The sequence below is a fragment of the Acidobacteriota bacterium genome (assembly GCA_040752675.1).
GTDB lineage: Bacteria > Acidobacteriota > Polarisedimenticolia > JBFMGF01 > JBFMGF01 > JBFMGF01.
Genome location: JBFMGF010000108.1, coordinates 1 through 13,734 on the forward strand (window position 1 = coordinate 1; position 13,734 = coordinate 13,734).

General features: G+C 50.4%; 11 protein-coding genes. 3 read left to right on the forward strand and 8 right to left on the reverse strand.

The window, feature by feature from the left end; translation table 11 throughout:
- Positions 1-112: transposase (locus tag AB1756_09750; protein MEW5807613.1), on the forward strand; the 112-nt coding region annotated here is incomplete at its 5' end.
- A gap of 14 nt (positions 113-126) precedes the next feature.
- Here the strand turns inward: AB1756_09750 and AB1756_09755 are convergent.
- Positions 127-519 (reverse strand): cytochrome c3 family protein, encoded by a 393-nt coding sequence (locus AB1756_09755; protein MEW5807614.1) that lies wholly within the window; start codon positions 517-519, stop codon positions 127-129.
- Positions 520-672: 153 nt separating this feature from the next.
- Here AB1756_09755 and fbp point away from each other — a divergent pair, with 153 nt between their 5' ends.
- Positions 673-1,773, forward strand: coding sequence for a fructose-1,6-bisphosphate aldolase/phosphatase (gene fbp / locus AB1756_09760; GenBank protein MEW5807615.1), 1,101 nt, complete (start codon positions 673-675; stop codon positions 1,771-1,773).
- A 37-nt stretch (positions 1,774-1,810) separates the two neighbouring features.
- On the opposite strand, the gene AB1756_09765 is transcribed toward fbp, so the two are convergent.
- Positions 1,811-4,468, reverse strand: coding sequence for a hypothetical protein (locus AB1756_09765; protein ID MEW5807616.1), 2,658 nt, complete (start codon positions 4,466-4,468; stop codon positions 1,811-1,813).
- A gap of 153 nt (positions 4,469-4,621) precedes the next feature.
- On the opposite strand from AB1756_09765, the gene lysS reads away from it, so the two are divergent.
- Entirely contained in the window at positions 4,622-6,286 is a 1,665-nt protein-coding gene (gene lysS / locus AB1756_09770; GenBank protein ID MEW5807617.1) for a lysine--tRNA ligase, read from the forward strand.
- A gap of 65 nt (positions 6,287-6,351) precedes the next feature.
- Here lysS and AB1756_09775 read toward each other — a convergent pair whose 3' ends face one another.
- The 6 genes from AB1756_09775 to nifJ form a co-directional block, all read right to left on the reverse strand.
- Positions 6,352-6,879 carry a helix-turn-helix transcriptional regulator gene (locus AB1756_09775; GenBank protein MEW5807618.1) on the reverse strand — a complete coding sequence of 176 codons (528 nt, stop codon included), beginning with the start codon at positions 6,877-6,879 and terminating at the stop codon, positions 6,352-6,354.
- Positions 6,880-7,081: 202 nt separating this feature from the next.
- A complete protein-coding gene (locus AB1756_09780) occupies positions 7,082-7,408 on the reverse strand; it encodes a YbjQ family protein (GenBank protein MEW5807619.1) in 327 nt (108 codons plus the stop codon).
- Positions 7,405-7,839, reverse strand: a complete 435-nt coding sequence (locus AB1756_09785; GenBank protein ID MEW5807620.1) for a zf-HC2 domain-containing protein — start codon at positions 7,837-7,839, stop codon at positions 7,405-7,407. The genes AB1756_09780 and AB1756_09785 overlap by 4 nt, the downstream gene beginning before the upstream one ends.
- A gap of 45 nt (positions 7,840-7,884) precedes the next feature.
- Positions 7,885-8,442 carry an RNA polymerase sigma factor gene (locus AB1756_09790; protein ID MEW5807621.1) on the reverse strand — a complete coding sequence of 186 codons (558 nt, stop codon included), beginning with the start codon at positions 8,440-8,442 and terminating at the stop codon, positions 7,885-7,887.
- Positions 8,443-8,501: 59 nt separating this feature from the next.
- Positions 8,502-9,800, reverse strand: coding sequence for an MFS transporter (locus tag AB1756_09795; GenBank protein ID MEW5807622.1), 1,299 nt, complete (start codon positions 9,798-9,800; stop codon positions 8,502-8,504).
- A 40-nt stretch (positions 9,801-9,840) separates the two neighbouring features.
- Positions 9,841-13,428: a pyruvate:ferredoxin (flavodoxin) oxidoreductase gene (gene nifJ, locus AB1756_09800; GenBank protein MEW5807623.1), complete on the reverse strand. Its 3,588-nt coding sequence runs from the start codon at positions 13,426-13,428 to the stop codon at positions 9,841-9,843.
- Between the last annotated feature and the right edge of the window lie 306 nt (positions 13,429-13,734).

The window sequence follows — 13,734 nt, forward strand, 5'->3', positions numbered from 1 at the left end:
GATGGAAGGAATCATCAATAAGATCAAGGTCATCAAACGAAAGGCTTACGGGTATCATGATCTTGAATATTTTTCTTTAGTTGTTAAAAATGCTTTTGCTCATATCAACTAATCTGGAGAAGAACCTTATTTTCTTGTGCCGGCCGGCTGGATGTGGCATTCATTGCATGCCACAGGTGGTTGTTCTCGGCTGCCACCTTTTTTGGTGAGTTTATGGCAGTCGATGCATCGCTTGTGAAGGGCATCCACTAGCGTGATATTCGAGAACTTTTCGAATGCCTGCGCTTTCGTCAGCGGATGGCAGATGGAGCAGGAGGCGGGTTCCGCCTTGATGTACTTATGATGACAGGCAATGCATCTGACACCTTTATCTTCGACGTGATCGAGATGCTTGAACGTGACATCACCGCGGCTTGTCTTGAAAATGATGACCTTTGACCTTGTAATATCCGAAGCGGAGATAACCGGGAGTAGAAGAGAAAACAGTGGCAGCGCGGTGGAAATGATGTATCTCTTCATTTTCAGAACTCTTGCGCATGCAATGAGCGTTAGAGAAACTTTTCTTCAGTTGAAAAATTCCATCTATTATTCAATAATATACTCAATTTTTATTAGAAGATTAGCTTTCATGGGGCGAAAAGTCAAGGTTAAATTCATGAATGAGGTGACAGAATGAAGACAACATTAAGCATCATCAAGGCGGATATTGGAAGTATCGGTGGCCATATCAGGCCAAGCAACGCGCTCGTGGAGGAAGTCAGGAGGATACTGAAAACGAAAGGGAAAGATGTCGTTCTCGATTTTCATATAAGCTTCACCGGCGATGACATTGCCATTCTTTTCTCGCACAAGAGAGGTGTGGGGGATAGTAAGATCCACAAGCTTGCCTGGGATGCATTCCTCGCAGGGACGGCGGTTGCAAAGAAGCAGGGTCTGTATGGAGCAGGTCAGGATCTTCTGAAGGATTCCTTCTCAGGCAATGTCAAGGGAATGGGACCGGCCGTCGCTGAGATAGAATTCGAAGAGAGGCAGAACGAACCGTTCATCATGTTCGCGGCGGACAAGACTGAACCAGGAGCCTACAATCTTCCACTCTTCCTTGCCTTCACGGACCCGATGCATAATGCTGGATTGATCCTGAGTCCCAAGATGAAAAGCGGGTTCAAGTTCGTCGTCATGGATGTCTCTTACACGAAGGGGGATAAAATGATTGAGCTTAATTCCCCCGAAGAAACATACGACATTGCCGCTCTTCTAAGGGACAACCAGAGGTTCGTCATCGAAGCAATCCATTCGAGGGACGAGGCAGACCAGGTCGTTGCCGTCAGCACGACTCGCCTCCACAACATCGCGGGAAAATATACTGGGAAAGACGACCCCGTCATGATAGTGAGGACTCAGGGAGCCTTTCCCGCCACTGGAGAAGTTCTGTCTCCATTCAGCGTTGCCCACTTTGTGTCGGGCTTCATGCGGGGAAGCCACAATGGGCCTCTCATGCCCGTAAAGATAAACTCCCCCGTCTCTTACTTCGATGGGCCTCCGATAGTGAGCGCCCAGGCTTTCTGCGTGCACGACGGGATCCTTACTGAGCCGGCGGATGCCTTCGATCATCCTTACTGGGATTATGTGCGGATGAACGCCTCTAGGAAAGCGCAGGAGCTCAGGATGCAAGGCTTCTCGGGTCCTGCCATGCTGGGTTATGATGAGCTGGAATATGGCGGGATTGTCGAGAGGATGAACAAACTCGGCAAGAAGTTCAAGATCAGAAAGTAAAGGCCTGGACGGATCACCCCTGTTTCCCCGGATCTCTCTATGAGAAGATATGTGTGGCAAGGGCGCGTGTGACCTTCACCACATTCCTGCCGCTCACCGATTCATGAAAGATATGCTTGAAGCTTTTATGTGCTGAGACGCAGTTGAAGAGAGCCTTTCTAATGGAACCTTCATTCTCTGCAAGCTTCAGGACCGGGTCCAGCAACCTGTAGTTCGATCCGATGGAGGTCAGCTTCCTCAGGAGCTTTCCATAGAAGAGATCGTCCTCTATCTCTCTGATGCTCTCCCGGAAATATCTGAAATCGCGCTCGGAGATCCCGTAATTGATCATCACTCTGGCTGCATGATAACCGGTGATGAGACCGGAGTTAATCCCCTTCCCCTTGAAAGGCCTCACGAGGCCCGCCGAATCGCCGATGCAGATGTATCTGTCGCTGTAGAAGCCGGTGGCCAGAGAGATAGGGAACTTTCCTTTGTAATAGTAGAGCCCCTTCACAATCTCATCCAGTTCTTTCGGCAGGACCGATCTCACTTCAGGATGGCGGAAGAGCCTGTCCATGGAATCCGAAGTGACGTTCTTCCCGGCAATGATCACGGTCAAATGATTTCCCTTTGGCACGATGCCGCAGAACTCAATCTCCCTGATGGAGGGGAGGAAGGCATGGATCTTCGTTCCGAATTTGAGCATGAACTCTTCATCGGGATGGATTTTGGTGACAATCGTGCTTAGATATTCAGGGGCTCTGTACCTCGTCACTTTTTCCATGAGCATGATGGATCCCTCGTCAAGCCCGAAGGCTCCCACGAGAACATCTGCTTTGCCGCTTCCTGTTTCGCTGTAAATCCTGAGGCCATCGCCGTGAAACTCGATATCGGTCACCCTTGCTTCGACTATTTCTACCCCCCGCTCGGCAGCCGCCTTCGTTAGATAGTCGTCGAAGGTGATTCTTCTCAGAGCAAAGGACGGTTCATCGTGCCCTTCGAGGAGGATGCTCCTGGAATCGGAGTGCAAGAAGTAGCCGTCGATCACTTTCTGGATGAGGTGATGTGGAAAGGGGACTTCTAGTTGCTTTTCGAGGATCTCCACGATAGGGGGAGAGAGGACTCCCACGCACTGGTTGTAGTGCTTGCCACCTGCAAATCTCTTCCCCTCGTAGAGGATGACTCTGATATCCAATCCCTTTCTGGCGGCAAAGTTCTTCAGGGCGATGCTGAATCCTGTTCCTGCCGGTCCGCCTCCGATGATGGCTACCGTCTGGCGGTTTTGCAGCGGTCCCAGCTTCTTTTCGCCTATGGTTACTCTGTTTTCCGAACCGGTATCTTCAGTGATGGGTAGTGCCGCCCGTTCTTTCAGGAATGGATAAAGAAGTGTAGTTTTGATCAGTTTGAGCTGCAGGATGGGATCGAAAAATTTTGCGAAGATCTTCCGATAGGGGATGTTTCCTGTGAAAAGATTCCAGAGGATGTCCCTCGCGATCCGCGACGATCTTCCTCTTTCGGAACTGCTTGCAACGAGGAGGAAAATCCTGGTGAGCGATTCGAAGGTGGAGATCATGTTGAAGAATCCAAAGAGCAGGCGCCCGTATCGATTATCGTGGCCTATCTCTCGTTTCAGGAGTGTGAAATAGTATCGACGGAAATCCTTTCTTGAGAATCCATGATGAAAAATAGTATCCGCAGCGAGCGAGGCGCTCAGGAAAGCCGATTCGATGCCGTTCTTATAATATCTTGAAAGGCTGGCATCGCCGATGATGACAACCCTGTCAGTATAAGGCCGGCGGCAGCGGGAGACGTTGATCTTTGGAAGGCAGAAACATCTCCGCAGGGAGAAATCGAGGCTCTCAGGAAGCTTGGCTCTGACGCGAGGATGAGAGAGGAATCTTTCGATGTCTTCCACTATGGCGTCTCTTTTGGGAATGATGGAGAGAGTGATATACCGCTCCTTGGGGATCATTGCTGCAAAACGGACATTTTCGATCCCGAGTGCAAATATGAGTATCTTGTTCTTGAAGATCTTCTCTATTTGCTCGGGATCCATTTCCAGCTCGGCCTGGCAGGTCTTGAGAGATCTGGGAGGCCGGTATCCGAAACCAAGTCCAGAAAACTTCTCCGCGAGAACCGTGTTGAGGCCCGAGGCTCCAACCATGACGTCGGCGGCGATCGTGAACCTTTCCGAATCTCGACTGCAGAGCAGTTCGATCTTCCCGAAACGGTCTTCTGGCATTTTGATCTTTTGAACAAGGGCACTAAGGACTCTGGCACCCAGGTTCTCTGCAAGCTTCAGAAGAAAGGAATCGAAACTTTCTATTCTGATATCGGCAGGATGTCTTGGGCCGCTTCCCCTGAAGACTGTTGCGATCTTCTTCTCACGGAAGGGATGAAGTAGCGGGTAATCCAGGAATGTTGTTTCAAAGAGATAGCCATCGATTTTTCTCTGAACGACTCTTGGCGGGATTGTGATGTGCCACTCTTCAAGCTTATTGCAGAGAGTTTCCGAGATGACCCCCGCGCACATATTGCATCCGGAGGGTCCCGGCCTCTGAAAATCCTTCCCGTTAACTATGATGATCTCGCAGTTGATTCCTTTCTCTTTGGCAAGCCTCAGTGCCTTAAGGGAGAAGAAGGCTCCTGCGGGACCACCCCCGATAACGGCTATCCTCATCCCTTCTCTTATCTTGAGCTCCTCAATATTCATGACCCTTCCTTTCGAAACTAATATAATCCAAAAATGATTTTATTTGAAGCCTGCTTTTCGCTCGGAGGGATTACGCTATAATAGGCAAGTGCGAAGATTGCACTCCATCCAGCATGAGTATAGAGCAGGATGGGGATTTCAGAGGAGGAGCCAATGGCCAATTGTTTCCGATGTGGAAGATTCCTGGGAGAACTTGACGAGTGGAAGAAGATGGATACTGAGAAGGGCGCCATCTGCTACATGTGCTTCAATGAGATCGGTGTAGCCGAGAGGATGAGCAGGAGCACTTCGGAGGAGATCAAGAAACACTGGGCCGATCAGGAGGTCGACAGGATCCTGAGCGAGAGAAAAGAATATCATCTGAGCACCGGGATATCACCTTCAGGAGAGATTCACATTGGTAACCTGAGAGAGGTCGTAACCGCCGATGCCATCTATCGCGTCCTGAAGGAGCGAGGAGTGGATGCTGATTTTCATTACATAGCCGATGATTTCGACCCCCTTAGGAAGGTCTATCCTTTCCTTGATCAGGCGAAATATCAACCCCTTGTCGGAAAGCCTCTCAGCGAGATTCCTTGTCCTTGCGAGAGGCACAACAATTATGCCGAGCACTTCCTGCTTCCCTTCATTGAATCTCTGAAACAGCTGAGGATAGAGTTGAAGGTCTACAGAGCGAGCGAGGTATATAAGAGCAAGATGATGAACCCTCTAGTTATCCAGGCGATGAAGAAAAGAGATAAGCTGATGGAGATACTTGAGGAGATGACGGGCAGAAAGTTCGAGGGCAGCTGGTTTCCTTTCAATCCCATCTGCAACAGATGCGGAAGGATGACCGAGACGACGATCACGGCATTTTCGGAGGAAGAGGAAACGGTTTCCTATGCCTGTCTATGTGGCGATTCAGGAACGGTTCCCATGGGTGGGGGAGGAAAGCTGACATGGAGAGTAGATTGGCCCGCGCGATGGAGGCTGTTCGGAGTGACGGTGGAGCCTTTTGGAAAAGATCACGCCACAAGGGGCGGCTCATACGACACAGGAATAAGGATCATGAGAGAGGTTTTTGAAGGCGAGCCTCCTTATCCGGTTCCATACGAATGGATCAGTCTGAAGGGAATGGGGGACATGTCATCGAGCAAGGGAAATGTGCTGAGTATAGAGAAAGTCCTTACAGTCGTCCCACCGGAGATCATCCGCTACATGATTCTGAAGACGAAGCCTCTCAAATCGATCGCATTCGACCCAGGCCTTCCACTCCTTTCTCTGATCGATGAGTACGATGACCTTGAATCGAAGCGAAGGGATGAGCGTGCCATCATACTGTCCAGGGCTGCCGGCTTCAAATCGATAGACATCCCATTCCGACACATCGTTGTCGTGGCTCAGATCGCCAATTTCGATATAGACAACGCCATAGAGATCCTCAGGAGAAGCGGCTATCTTCAGGTCGATCGGGAAGAACTCGAGCGAAGGATGATCTATGCAAAGAGATGGCTGGCGGAATTCGCTCCTGAGGAAGTGAAGTTCGAGGTTCGGGAAAGGACACCGGAGGAGGCAGGGAGTCTCTCCGAGTCTCAAAAGAGGTTTCTGAGGATACTTGCGGAAAGGATCGGCGACAGGAGAAGCGGGGAAGAGATCCATCAACTCATCTATTCCATTGCCGAAGAGATAGAGGGCGTGGAACCTTACGGTCTATTTGAAGCGATCTATCTTTCCATTCTCGGAAAAGAAAGAGGGCCGCGCGCTGGATGGTTTCTTGCTTTTCTCGATCGCCAATTTGTCATTAACCGGTTCCAGGATGCCGCGGGATCTAAAACTTAGATAATTCCGAGAATAACAAGGGCAAATCGATGCTTGCAGGAGATGAGTTCCATCGATTGTTACATCTAAGATCTTATTTTGGAGAGTTTGGATTTTTGCTTGGAGAATATCTTCTTCTCGATGGCCCTGTGAATTTCCGAAGATACTGATAGAACTTCGAGAAGATCCTTAGGAAGCGTCTTGATGACCTCGGCGATCTTCAACGCGTCGGCATCTTCGAGCTTCTGCTTCAATTTGTTCTCGATGGCTCTGACGGCTTCTTCGAGGATATCGATGGCATCCCTGTAAACTTTTCTCTTTTCATCGTCAAGATTGTTGAAGGCTTTGGCCAGGGCGAGGATATCCGGGGTCAACCGCTCCTTCCCGGTTGAACCGTTTTCCCAGTGCGTGCCTGTCAGTATCCATTCAATCGAAGTGTGGCCGATATCTGCCAGCTTCAGGAGGCGTCGCGGTTCAGGAATGATTCCATGCTCATACTTGTGGATGGCAGATTGTGTTGTTCCGAGGAGAGCGGCGAGCTCACGCTGGCGAAGCTTTGCTTCTTTGCGGATTCTTCTGATCCTGAGACCGATGCTGTTATTATCGATCTCCATCACGATAGGCTCCTAATCTGCCCCCTGATCAAAATATACAGCCTGCGGTTCCGCATGACAAGCTCCCGCTAAACTTTATGATTAAAAATTATAGATGTTCAATAGATCTGGCATGCTGCCTTATAGCCGAGGCATCCCGCCCCTTGGCTATTGAGAGAGTAATGCCCAATATAATAATTGTCAGTGTTGGGGATCGATGGAGTTAGGAGGATTTGGGTCTGACCGTGACTGCGGTGCCGTATGCTAGGAGTTCGGCGGCTCCCTGCATGATCTGGGAAGTGGCAAAACGAACGCAAATGACCGCATTGGCTCCCATTGCTTCCGCCTGCTCGATCATCCGGTCCAGGGATTGTTCTCTCGTTTCGGCCAGCATCTTCGTGTACTCCTGAATTTCGCCGCCCACCATGTTTCTAAGGAAAGCGAGAATATCCTTACCTATATGTCTTGCTCTCACTGAACTTCCCTTAACAATGCCATGAACCTGAGTGACTTCCATTCCTGGTATTTCATCTGTAGTGACTAAGATCATTTCTCCACTCCTCGATAACGATCGGTTTTAAGATCTCTCAGCCGTTCAATGAGTACGGAAACGAAGAGCATGACGATCCCGATGACAACGGCAGCCACGGTGGTCTTGATGAAGGCATCGATGCTCCTGTCGATGACGAACTGATAGATTGCGTAGGCTATAAGGATAACCGTGCCGATAAGGAACAGGGTCCAGCCCGTTCCCCTTGAAATCCCCGCCGATATGCTGGTCCAGTAGTTATCCATCATTTCTTTCGGAGGCTCGGCGAATTTTATGCTCGACGAAATCTTTTTGATCTTCATATGCTCCTCCAGTTCCTTCCGGCAGTTCTTGCATGTTTGAAGATGGCTTTCAAGCTCCATCCTTTCCCGGTCGGAAAGTTCGCCGTCTATGTATGCGGACAGCTGATCTTCTGCCTTCACGCAATCCATCTTTTTATCCTATAGAAAGACAGTGACTATAGTGTATCATTAAGTTTATAGATGCCTCGCCAGTCTTTCCTTCAGTTTCTTCCTTGCCTTGTGAAGCGTGGAGGCCACAGTTCCCTTGGGGATCTCCATTACTGCGGCTATATCTTCGTAAGACATTCCGTGGATGTCCTTGCAGATCATGATCTCCCGTTCCTCCTCTCTGAGCTTCTGGATCTCTTCCCATATCAACATTCGTAGCTCATCCCGTTGCATGAAAGAATCAGGGCTATATGTCATATCGACGATCTCCCGCGTCGGCCTCTCTCCATAACCCTCCGTCGAGTTCTCTTTCTTCCTCTTCTTCTGTCTGAGAAAATCGATACAGAGGTTTCTCAGAATCCTGAAAAACCAGCTGCTGAATTTGTAATCTATCTTGAAATATTTCAAAGAGCGGTAAGCCTTGATGAAGGCTTCTTGGGAAAGATCGTGGGCATCTTCGCAGTTCCCCACTATGGAGAGGGCAAAGAAGTACGCCTTCTCTTTGTATCGATCGACAAGAACCTTGAAAGGTTCCGTGGCACCTTTCTGGCACTTCCTGATGATGGAGCTTTCATCATCCACCATAAAAAAACCTGTTATAATTACGGATAATTATAGAAAAAATTCCGAAATTATGAAATTTTTTATTGGCTTTTGGCGGCATGTATGCCTTTCTCCTCGCTGACGAAAGCCATGACGATAAGTCCCAGCAGGAAGAAGAGCGTAACGAAGAGGATTGCAATTCTCTGATTCCCCGTGGCCGATGAGATGTAGCCGAAGAGAACTGGGCCAAGGATGGATGCGAATTTTCCAGAAAGGATGTAGAATCCGAAAAATTCAGCGTCCCGTCCCTTCGGTATGAAGAGCCCCATGAAGCTGCGGCTGACCGACTGGTTGGACCCCATCCCGAGCCCTGCGATCATCGCTATGATGAAAAACTGGAGCTTCGTCGTCGCAAGATAAGCCGCCGCGCATACGACGCACCAGAGGATTAATGTCAGATTGATCGCTTTCTTCCCACCTATCCAGTCCTGGAGATGTCCGAAGAGAGCAGCTCCTGCAAAAGCGGTGAACTGCGTTGCGATGAAAAGAAGGGTCACTTCTCTCATAGTATAGTTAAGTGTGGTCACGGCATAGATGGAGCTGAAGACGATGACCGTCGTCATCCCGTCCGTGTAGATGAGACTCGCGACGATGAACTTTGCAGCCTCTCTGTATTTTCTAATGTGGCTGAGTGTTGATGAGAGCCTCCTGAACCCTGCCGTGACGTAGTTTTCGCCGGGTGGAAGAGGGAAGGGAAGGGCGCGTTCCCTGATCCATAAAAAGATGGGAATAGAAAAGACAAAATAGAAGAGTGCGACAACGGGAAAACTCAACCTGAAATTCAGGATGTTTTCCTCTCCGAGGCCTTCTTTGATGAGGGGAGAGGCGATGAGAAGCGAGAGAAGCCCACCTGCATATCCTGCCGCCCAGCCATAGCCGGAGATCCTTCCAATATTATCATTTCTGGAGATCTCGGTTAGAAAGGCGTTGTAAAAGACATACCCGCCTTCAAAACCGATGTTGGCGATGATGAATAGGATGATTCCGGAAAGGAGGTTTCCCTTCTGTACGAAAAAGAGAAGGGCGGTGCAGATGACAGCGGCCAGAGTGTAATAGATCAGATATCTCTTCTTCTGTGCGGAGAAGTCCGCCATGGCGCCGAAGATGGGAGAAGTGAGCGCAACGAAGAGCATCGATATTGAAAAAGCAAGCCCCCAGAAGAAATCCCCTTTCGCGGGAGTGCAGACATAGGATTTAAAGTACACGGCGTAGGCAACTGTGACGATCAGGGTCGTGAAGGATGAATTGGCAAAATCATACAGGCACCAGGAAAAGATCTCTATCCTCTTAACATCAGGGACGTGATTCTTTATATCGTCCTCCCCGGGGATATTCTTCATAGAGCCTCAATCTTGCAGGACTCTTCCAGAGCAGCTGCTTTTATTTTTGAAGCTCTGGCACCTTCTTCAGGGAGCTCCAATCCATCTTTGACATCTGCTCGTAGAGCTTCCAGCGCGTCAGGACATCTTCCTGAGCCTGCTTCAGAAGTTGCTTCGCTGCTTCCGGGTCGTTCTTCTGGAGGATGCTGTACCTGGTTTCCCTGTAAGTATATTCCTCAAGTGGGATTTTCGGCTCCTTGGAGTCGAGCTGGAGAGGGGGTTTCCCCTGAGCGATGAGCCGCGGGTCGAAGCGAACGAGTGGCCAGTATCCTGACTCGACTGCCCTCTTCTGCTGTTCCATCCCTTTTGCCATCTCGAGGCCATGAGTGATGCAATGCGAGTAGGCGATGATAAGTGATGGCCCATTGTAGGAATCGGCTTCGAGGAAGGCTCTCAAGCACTGAGCATCGTTGGCTCCCATCGCCACGCGAGCTACATAGACGGTACCGTAGACCATTGCGATCATCGCCAGGTCTTTTTTTGGAGCTGGCTTGCCGCCCGCGGCGAATTTCGCAACGGCTCCCCTCGGCGTTGCCTTGGAGAGCTGCCCACCCGTATTCGAGTAGACTTCCGTATCGAGCACAAGTATATTGACGTTCCTTCCAGAGGCGATTACGTGGTCTAGACCGCCGTATCCTATATCATAAGCCCAACCATCGCCGCCCAGGATCCAGACGCTCTTCTTCACCAGAGTATCGGCTATGCTCATGAGGTTCTTTGCATCATCGGAGTTAATCGACTCGATCTTCTTCTTGAGCTCCTTCACCCGCTCCCTCTGGTCGTGGATGCCGGATTCATCCGTTTGATTGGCGTTCAGGATTCCGCTGACAAGGCTTTCTCCAAGCTGGCTGCTCAATGTCTGCAGAAGCTCGCGGGCATACTCGTTGTGCTTATCGAGTGTGAGGCGGAAGCCGAAGCCGAACTCCGCAGCATCCTCAAAGAGGGAATTATTCCATGCCGGACCTCTCCCATCGGGATTCTTACAGTAAGGAATGGTCGGAAGATTTCCGCCATAGATCGATGAGCATCCCGTAGCGTTACCGATGACGGCGCGGTCGCCGAAAAGCTGTGTCATCAGCTTCACGTAAGGGGTCTCACCGCAAGCGGCGCAGGCTCCGGAATATTCGAATAGAGGCTGCAGGAGCTGTGAACCTTTCACGGTGTTGACCTTGATCAAGCGCCGGTCTGTTTCCGGAATGCTCAGGAAGAATTTATAGTTGATCCTCTCCGGTTCTCTCAGAGGGATCTGGAACTGCATGTTGATCGCTTTGTGTTCCGGGTTGCTTTTATCATGAACCGGGCAGTATTCCACGCAGAGACTGCATCCGGTGCAGTCCTCAGGTGCCACCTGGATGGTGTAACGGTATCCTTCCGGAAACTCCTTCCCCTTGTAATGGATCGACTTGAAGGTCGGCGGAGCCTCCTTGAGATACTTCTCTTGGTAGGCCTTTGACCTGATGGCGGCATGAGGACAGACAAGAGCGCACTTTCCGCACTGGATGCAGATGTTCTCATCCCAGACGGGGATCTCGAGTGCGATGTTCCTCTTCTCCCACTGCGTCGTTCCAGTATCGAAGGTGCCATCGACCGGCATCTCGCTAACTCTGACTTCGTCCCCTCTTCTCTGAATGATCTTGGCGACAACCGTCTTCACGAATTCTGGCGACTCCTCGGGAACGACGGAAGGAAGCTCGATCATGCTCGTCGCCCTGTCGGGATACTTGGTCTCGTGTAAATTGGCCAGTGTCTGATCGACGGCATTGAAGTTCATCTGGACGATGGCGTCCCCCTTCTTTCCATAGGCCTTCTTGATTGAATCCTTGATCTTCTCGATGGCCTCATCCTTCGGAAGAACCCCTGATATTGCGAAGAAGCAGGTCTGCATGATTGTGTTGATCATGACACCCATCCCAGTATCCTTTGCGACCTTATAAGCATCAATGCAGTAAAGCTTCAATTTCTTCCCGATAATGTCTTCCTGCACCTTTCTTGGAAGCTTGTCCCAAACCTGGTCGGGCGGATAAGGGGAGTTTAAAAGGAAGGTTGCTCCTGGGATTGCGTACTTCAGCATGTCGTACCGTTCGAGGAAAACCCACTGGTGGCAGGCGATGAAGTTCGCCTTGCTCACGAGATAGGTTGAATGAATGGGACTCTTACCAAACCGGAGATGCGATACTGTTAGAGTGCCCGCCTTGCGGGAATCGTAGACAAAGTAGCCCTGGGCATAGTTGTCAGTTTCTTCGCCTATGATCTTAATGGAGTTTTTGTTCGCGCTCACCGTTCCATCCGATCCCAGGCCGAAGAACATCCCCCTGAAAACGTCGTCGCTCTCTGTGGAGAGATCGGGGTCATAGTCGAGGCTGCTATAAGTGACGTCATCAACGATGCCCACGGTGAATCGATTCTTCGGATTGTCCTTCTTGAGCTCATCGAAGACCGCCACGACCATGGCTGGTGTGAACTCTTTCGAGGAAAGCCCATATCTTCCACCAATAATCCTAGGAATTTTGGGAAGGGAAGAAATATTCCTCTGCATCCCTTCGTAGATGGCAGTGATCGTATCCTGAAGGAGAGGCTCACCAGCACTTCCCGGCTCCTTCGTCCTGTCGAGAACGCCAATGGACTCTACCGTTTCGGGGAGTGCCTTCAGGAAATGCTCTGTGGAGAAAGGCCTGTAGAGGCGCACTTTCAGGATGCCGACCTTTTCTCCTTTCTTAATCAGGTGATTGACCGCTTCATGGGCCGCTTCCGCTCCGGAACCCATGAGGATGATGATTCTCCTGGCATCAGGAGCGCCGAAGTAATCAAATAGGTGATACTGCCTCCCAACAATTCTGGCAAACTTATCCATCGTCTCCTGAACGATGGTCGGACAGGCCTGGTAGAAGCGGTTAACCGCCTCGCGCGCCTGGAAGAAGTGATCCGGGTTCTGGGCGGAACCCCTCAGGACTGGGTTGTCCGGGGAAAGGGCGCGGGCGCGGTGCTGCCTCACAATTTCTTCATCAACCATTGCTCTCATATCGTCCTCGCTCAATTGCTCGATCTTCTGGACTTCATGAGAGCTTCTGAAGCCATCGAAGAAGTGAATGAAGGGAATTCGCGTTCTCAGCGTCGCTGCCTGGGCGATCAGGGCTGTGTCCATGACCTCCTGTATGCTGTTGGAGGCGATCATTGCAAAGCCAGTGGCGCGGCAGTCCATGACGTCGCTGTGATCTCCGAAGATAGAGAGGGCGTGAGTTGCAAGAGTCCTTGCGGAGACATGGAACACAGTGGGTGTGAGCTCACCTGAGATCTTGTGCATGGTGGGGATCATGAGCAAGAGGCCCTGGGCGGCCGTGAAGGTCGTGGAAAGGGCACCGGTCTGGAGAGCGCCATGGACGGCAGCGGAGGCTCCTGCTTCACTCTGCATCTCAACTACGATGGGGATGGTCCCCCAGATGTTTCTCACGCCCTTCGCGGACCACTCGTCGGCCAATTCTCCCATGGGAGATGATGGTGTGATGGGATAGATGGCTATGACTTCGTTAGTCTTGTGCGCTACGTAAGCGGCAGCTTCATTGCCGTCAATGGTAACGATTTTTCTGCTCATCGATCTACTACTCCTTCTGAAGCATTGCTTTATAAATGCTGTTTCGAAAAGCGCCGTAGAGAAAATTGATTATATATGATAGCACTTTGTGCATTTTATCCCAAGTTTCCCCTCAAGCACTTTTTAGAGGTCTAATATCAGAAGCATCAAGCATATCCTTTCATGCTATGCCGGGAAAAACTCTCTGGTATTTCTTCATCTGACATGGGGGTGGCTTATCTCAAGGGCTGGCCCGGTCCATCGGAAGGGGAAAACCATCGGCTTATGTCATTATTCTAGTGTAATGATTCTAAAGTTCTTTGAATA

What these genes read in the sequence shown, in the direction of transcription:
- AB1756_09755 (MEW5807614.1), bottom strand. Translation starts at nt 519, where the DNA reads ATGAAGAGATACATCATTTCCACCGCGCTGCCACTGTTTTCTCTTCTA.
- fbp (MEW5807615.1), top strand. Translation starts at nt 673, where the DNA reads ATGAAGACAACATTAAGCATCATCAAGGCGGATATTGGAAGTATCGGT.
- AB1756_09790 (MEW5807621.1), bottom strand. Translation starts at nt 8,442, where the DNA reads ATGGTGGATGATGAAAGCTCCATCATCAGGAAGTGCCAGAAAGGTGCC.
- AB1756_09780 (MEW5807619.1), bottom strand. Translation starts at nt 7,408, where the DNA reads ATGATCTTAGTCACTACAGATGAAATACCAGGAATGGAAGTCACTCAG.
- lysS (MEW5807617.1), top strand. Translation starts at nt 4,622, where the DNA reads ATGGCCAATTGTTTCCGATGTGGAAGATTCCTGGGAGAACTTGACGAG.
- AB1756_09785 (MEW5807620.1), bottom strand. Translation starts at nt 7,839, where the DNA reads ATGGATTGCGTGAAGGCAGAAGATCAGCTGTCCGCATACATAGACGGC.
- nifJ (MEW5807623.1), bottom strand. Translation starts at nt 13,428, where the DNA reads ATGAGCAGAAAAATCGTTACCATTGACGGCAATGAAGCTGCCGCTTAC.
- AB1756_09765 (MEW5807616.1), bottom strand. Translation starts at nt 4,468, where the DNA reads ATGAATATTGAGGAGCTCAAGATAAGAGAAGGGATGAGGATAGCCGTT.
- AB1756_09775 (MEW5807618.1), bottom strand. Translation starts at nt 6,879, where the DNA reads ATGGAGATCGATAATAACAGCATCGGTCTCAGGATCAGAAGAATCCGC.
- AB1756_09795 (MEW5807622.1), bottom strand. Translation starts at nt 9,800, where the DNA reads ATGAAGAATATCCCCGGGGAGGACGATATAAAGAATCACGTCCCTGAT.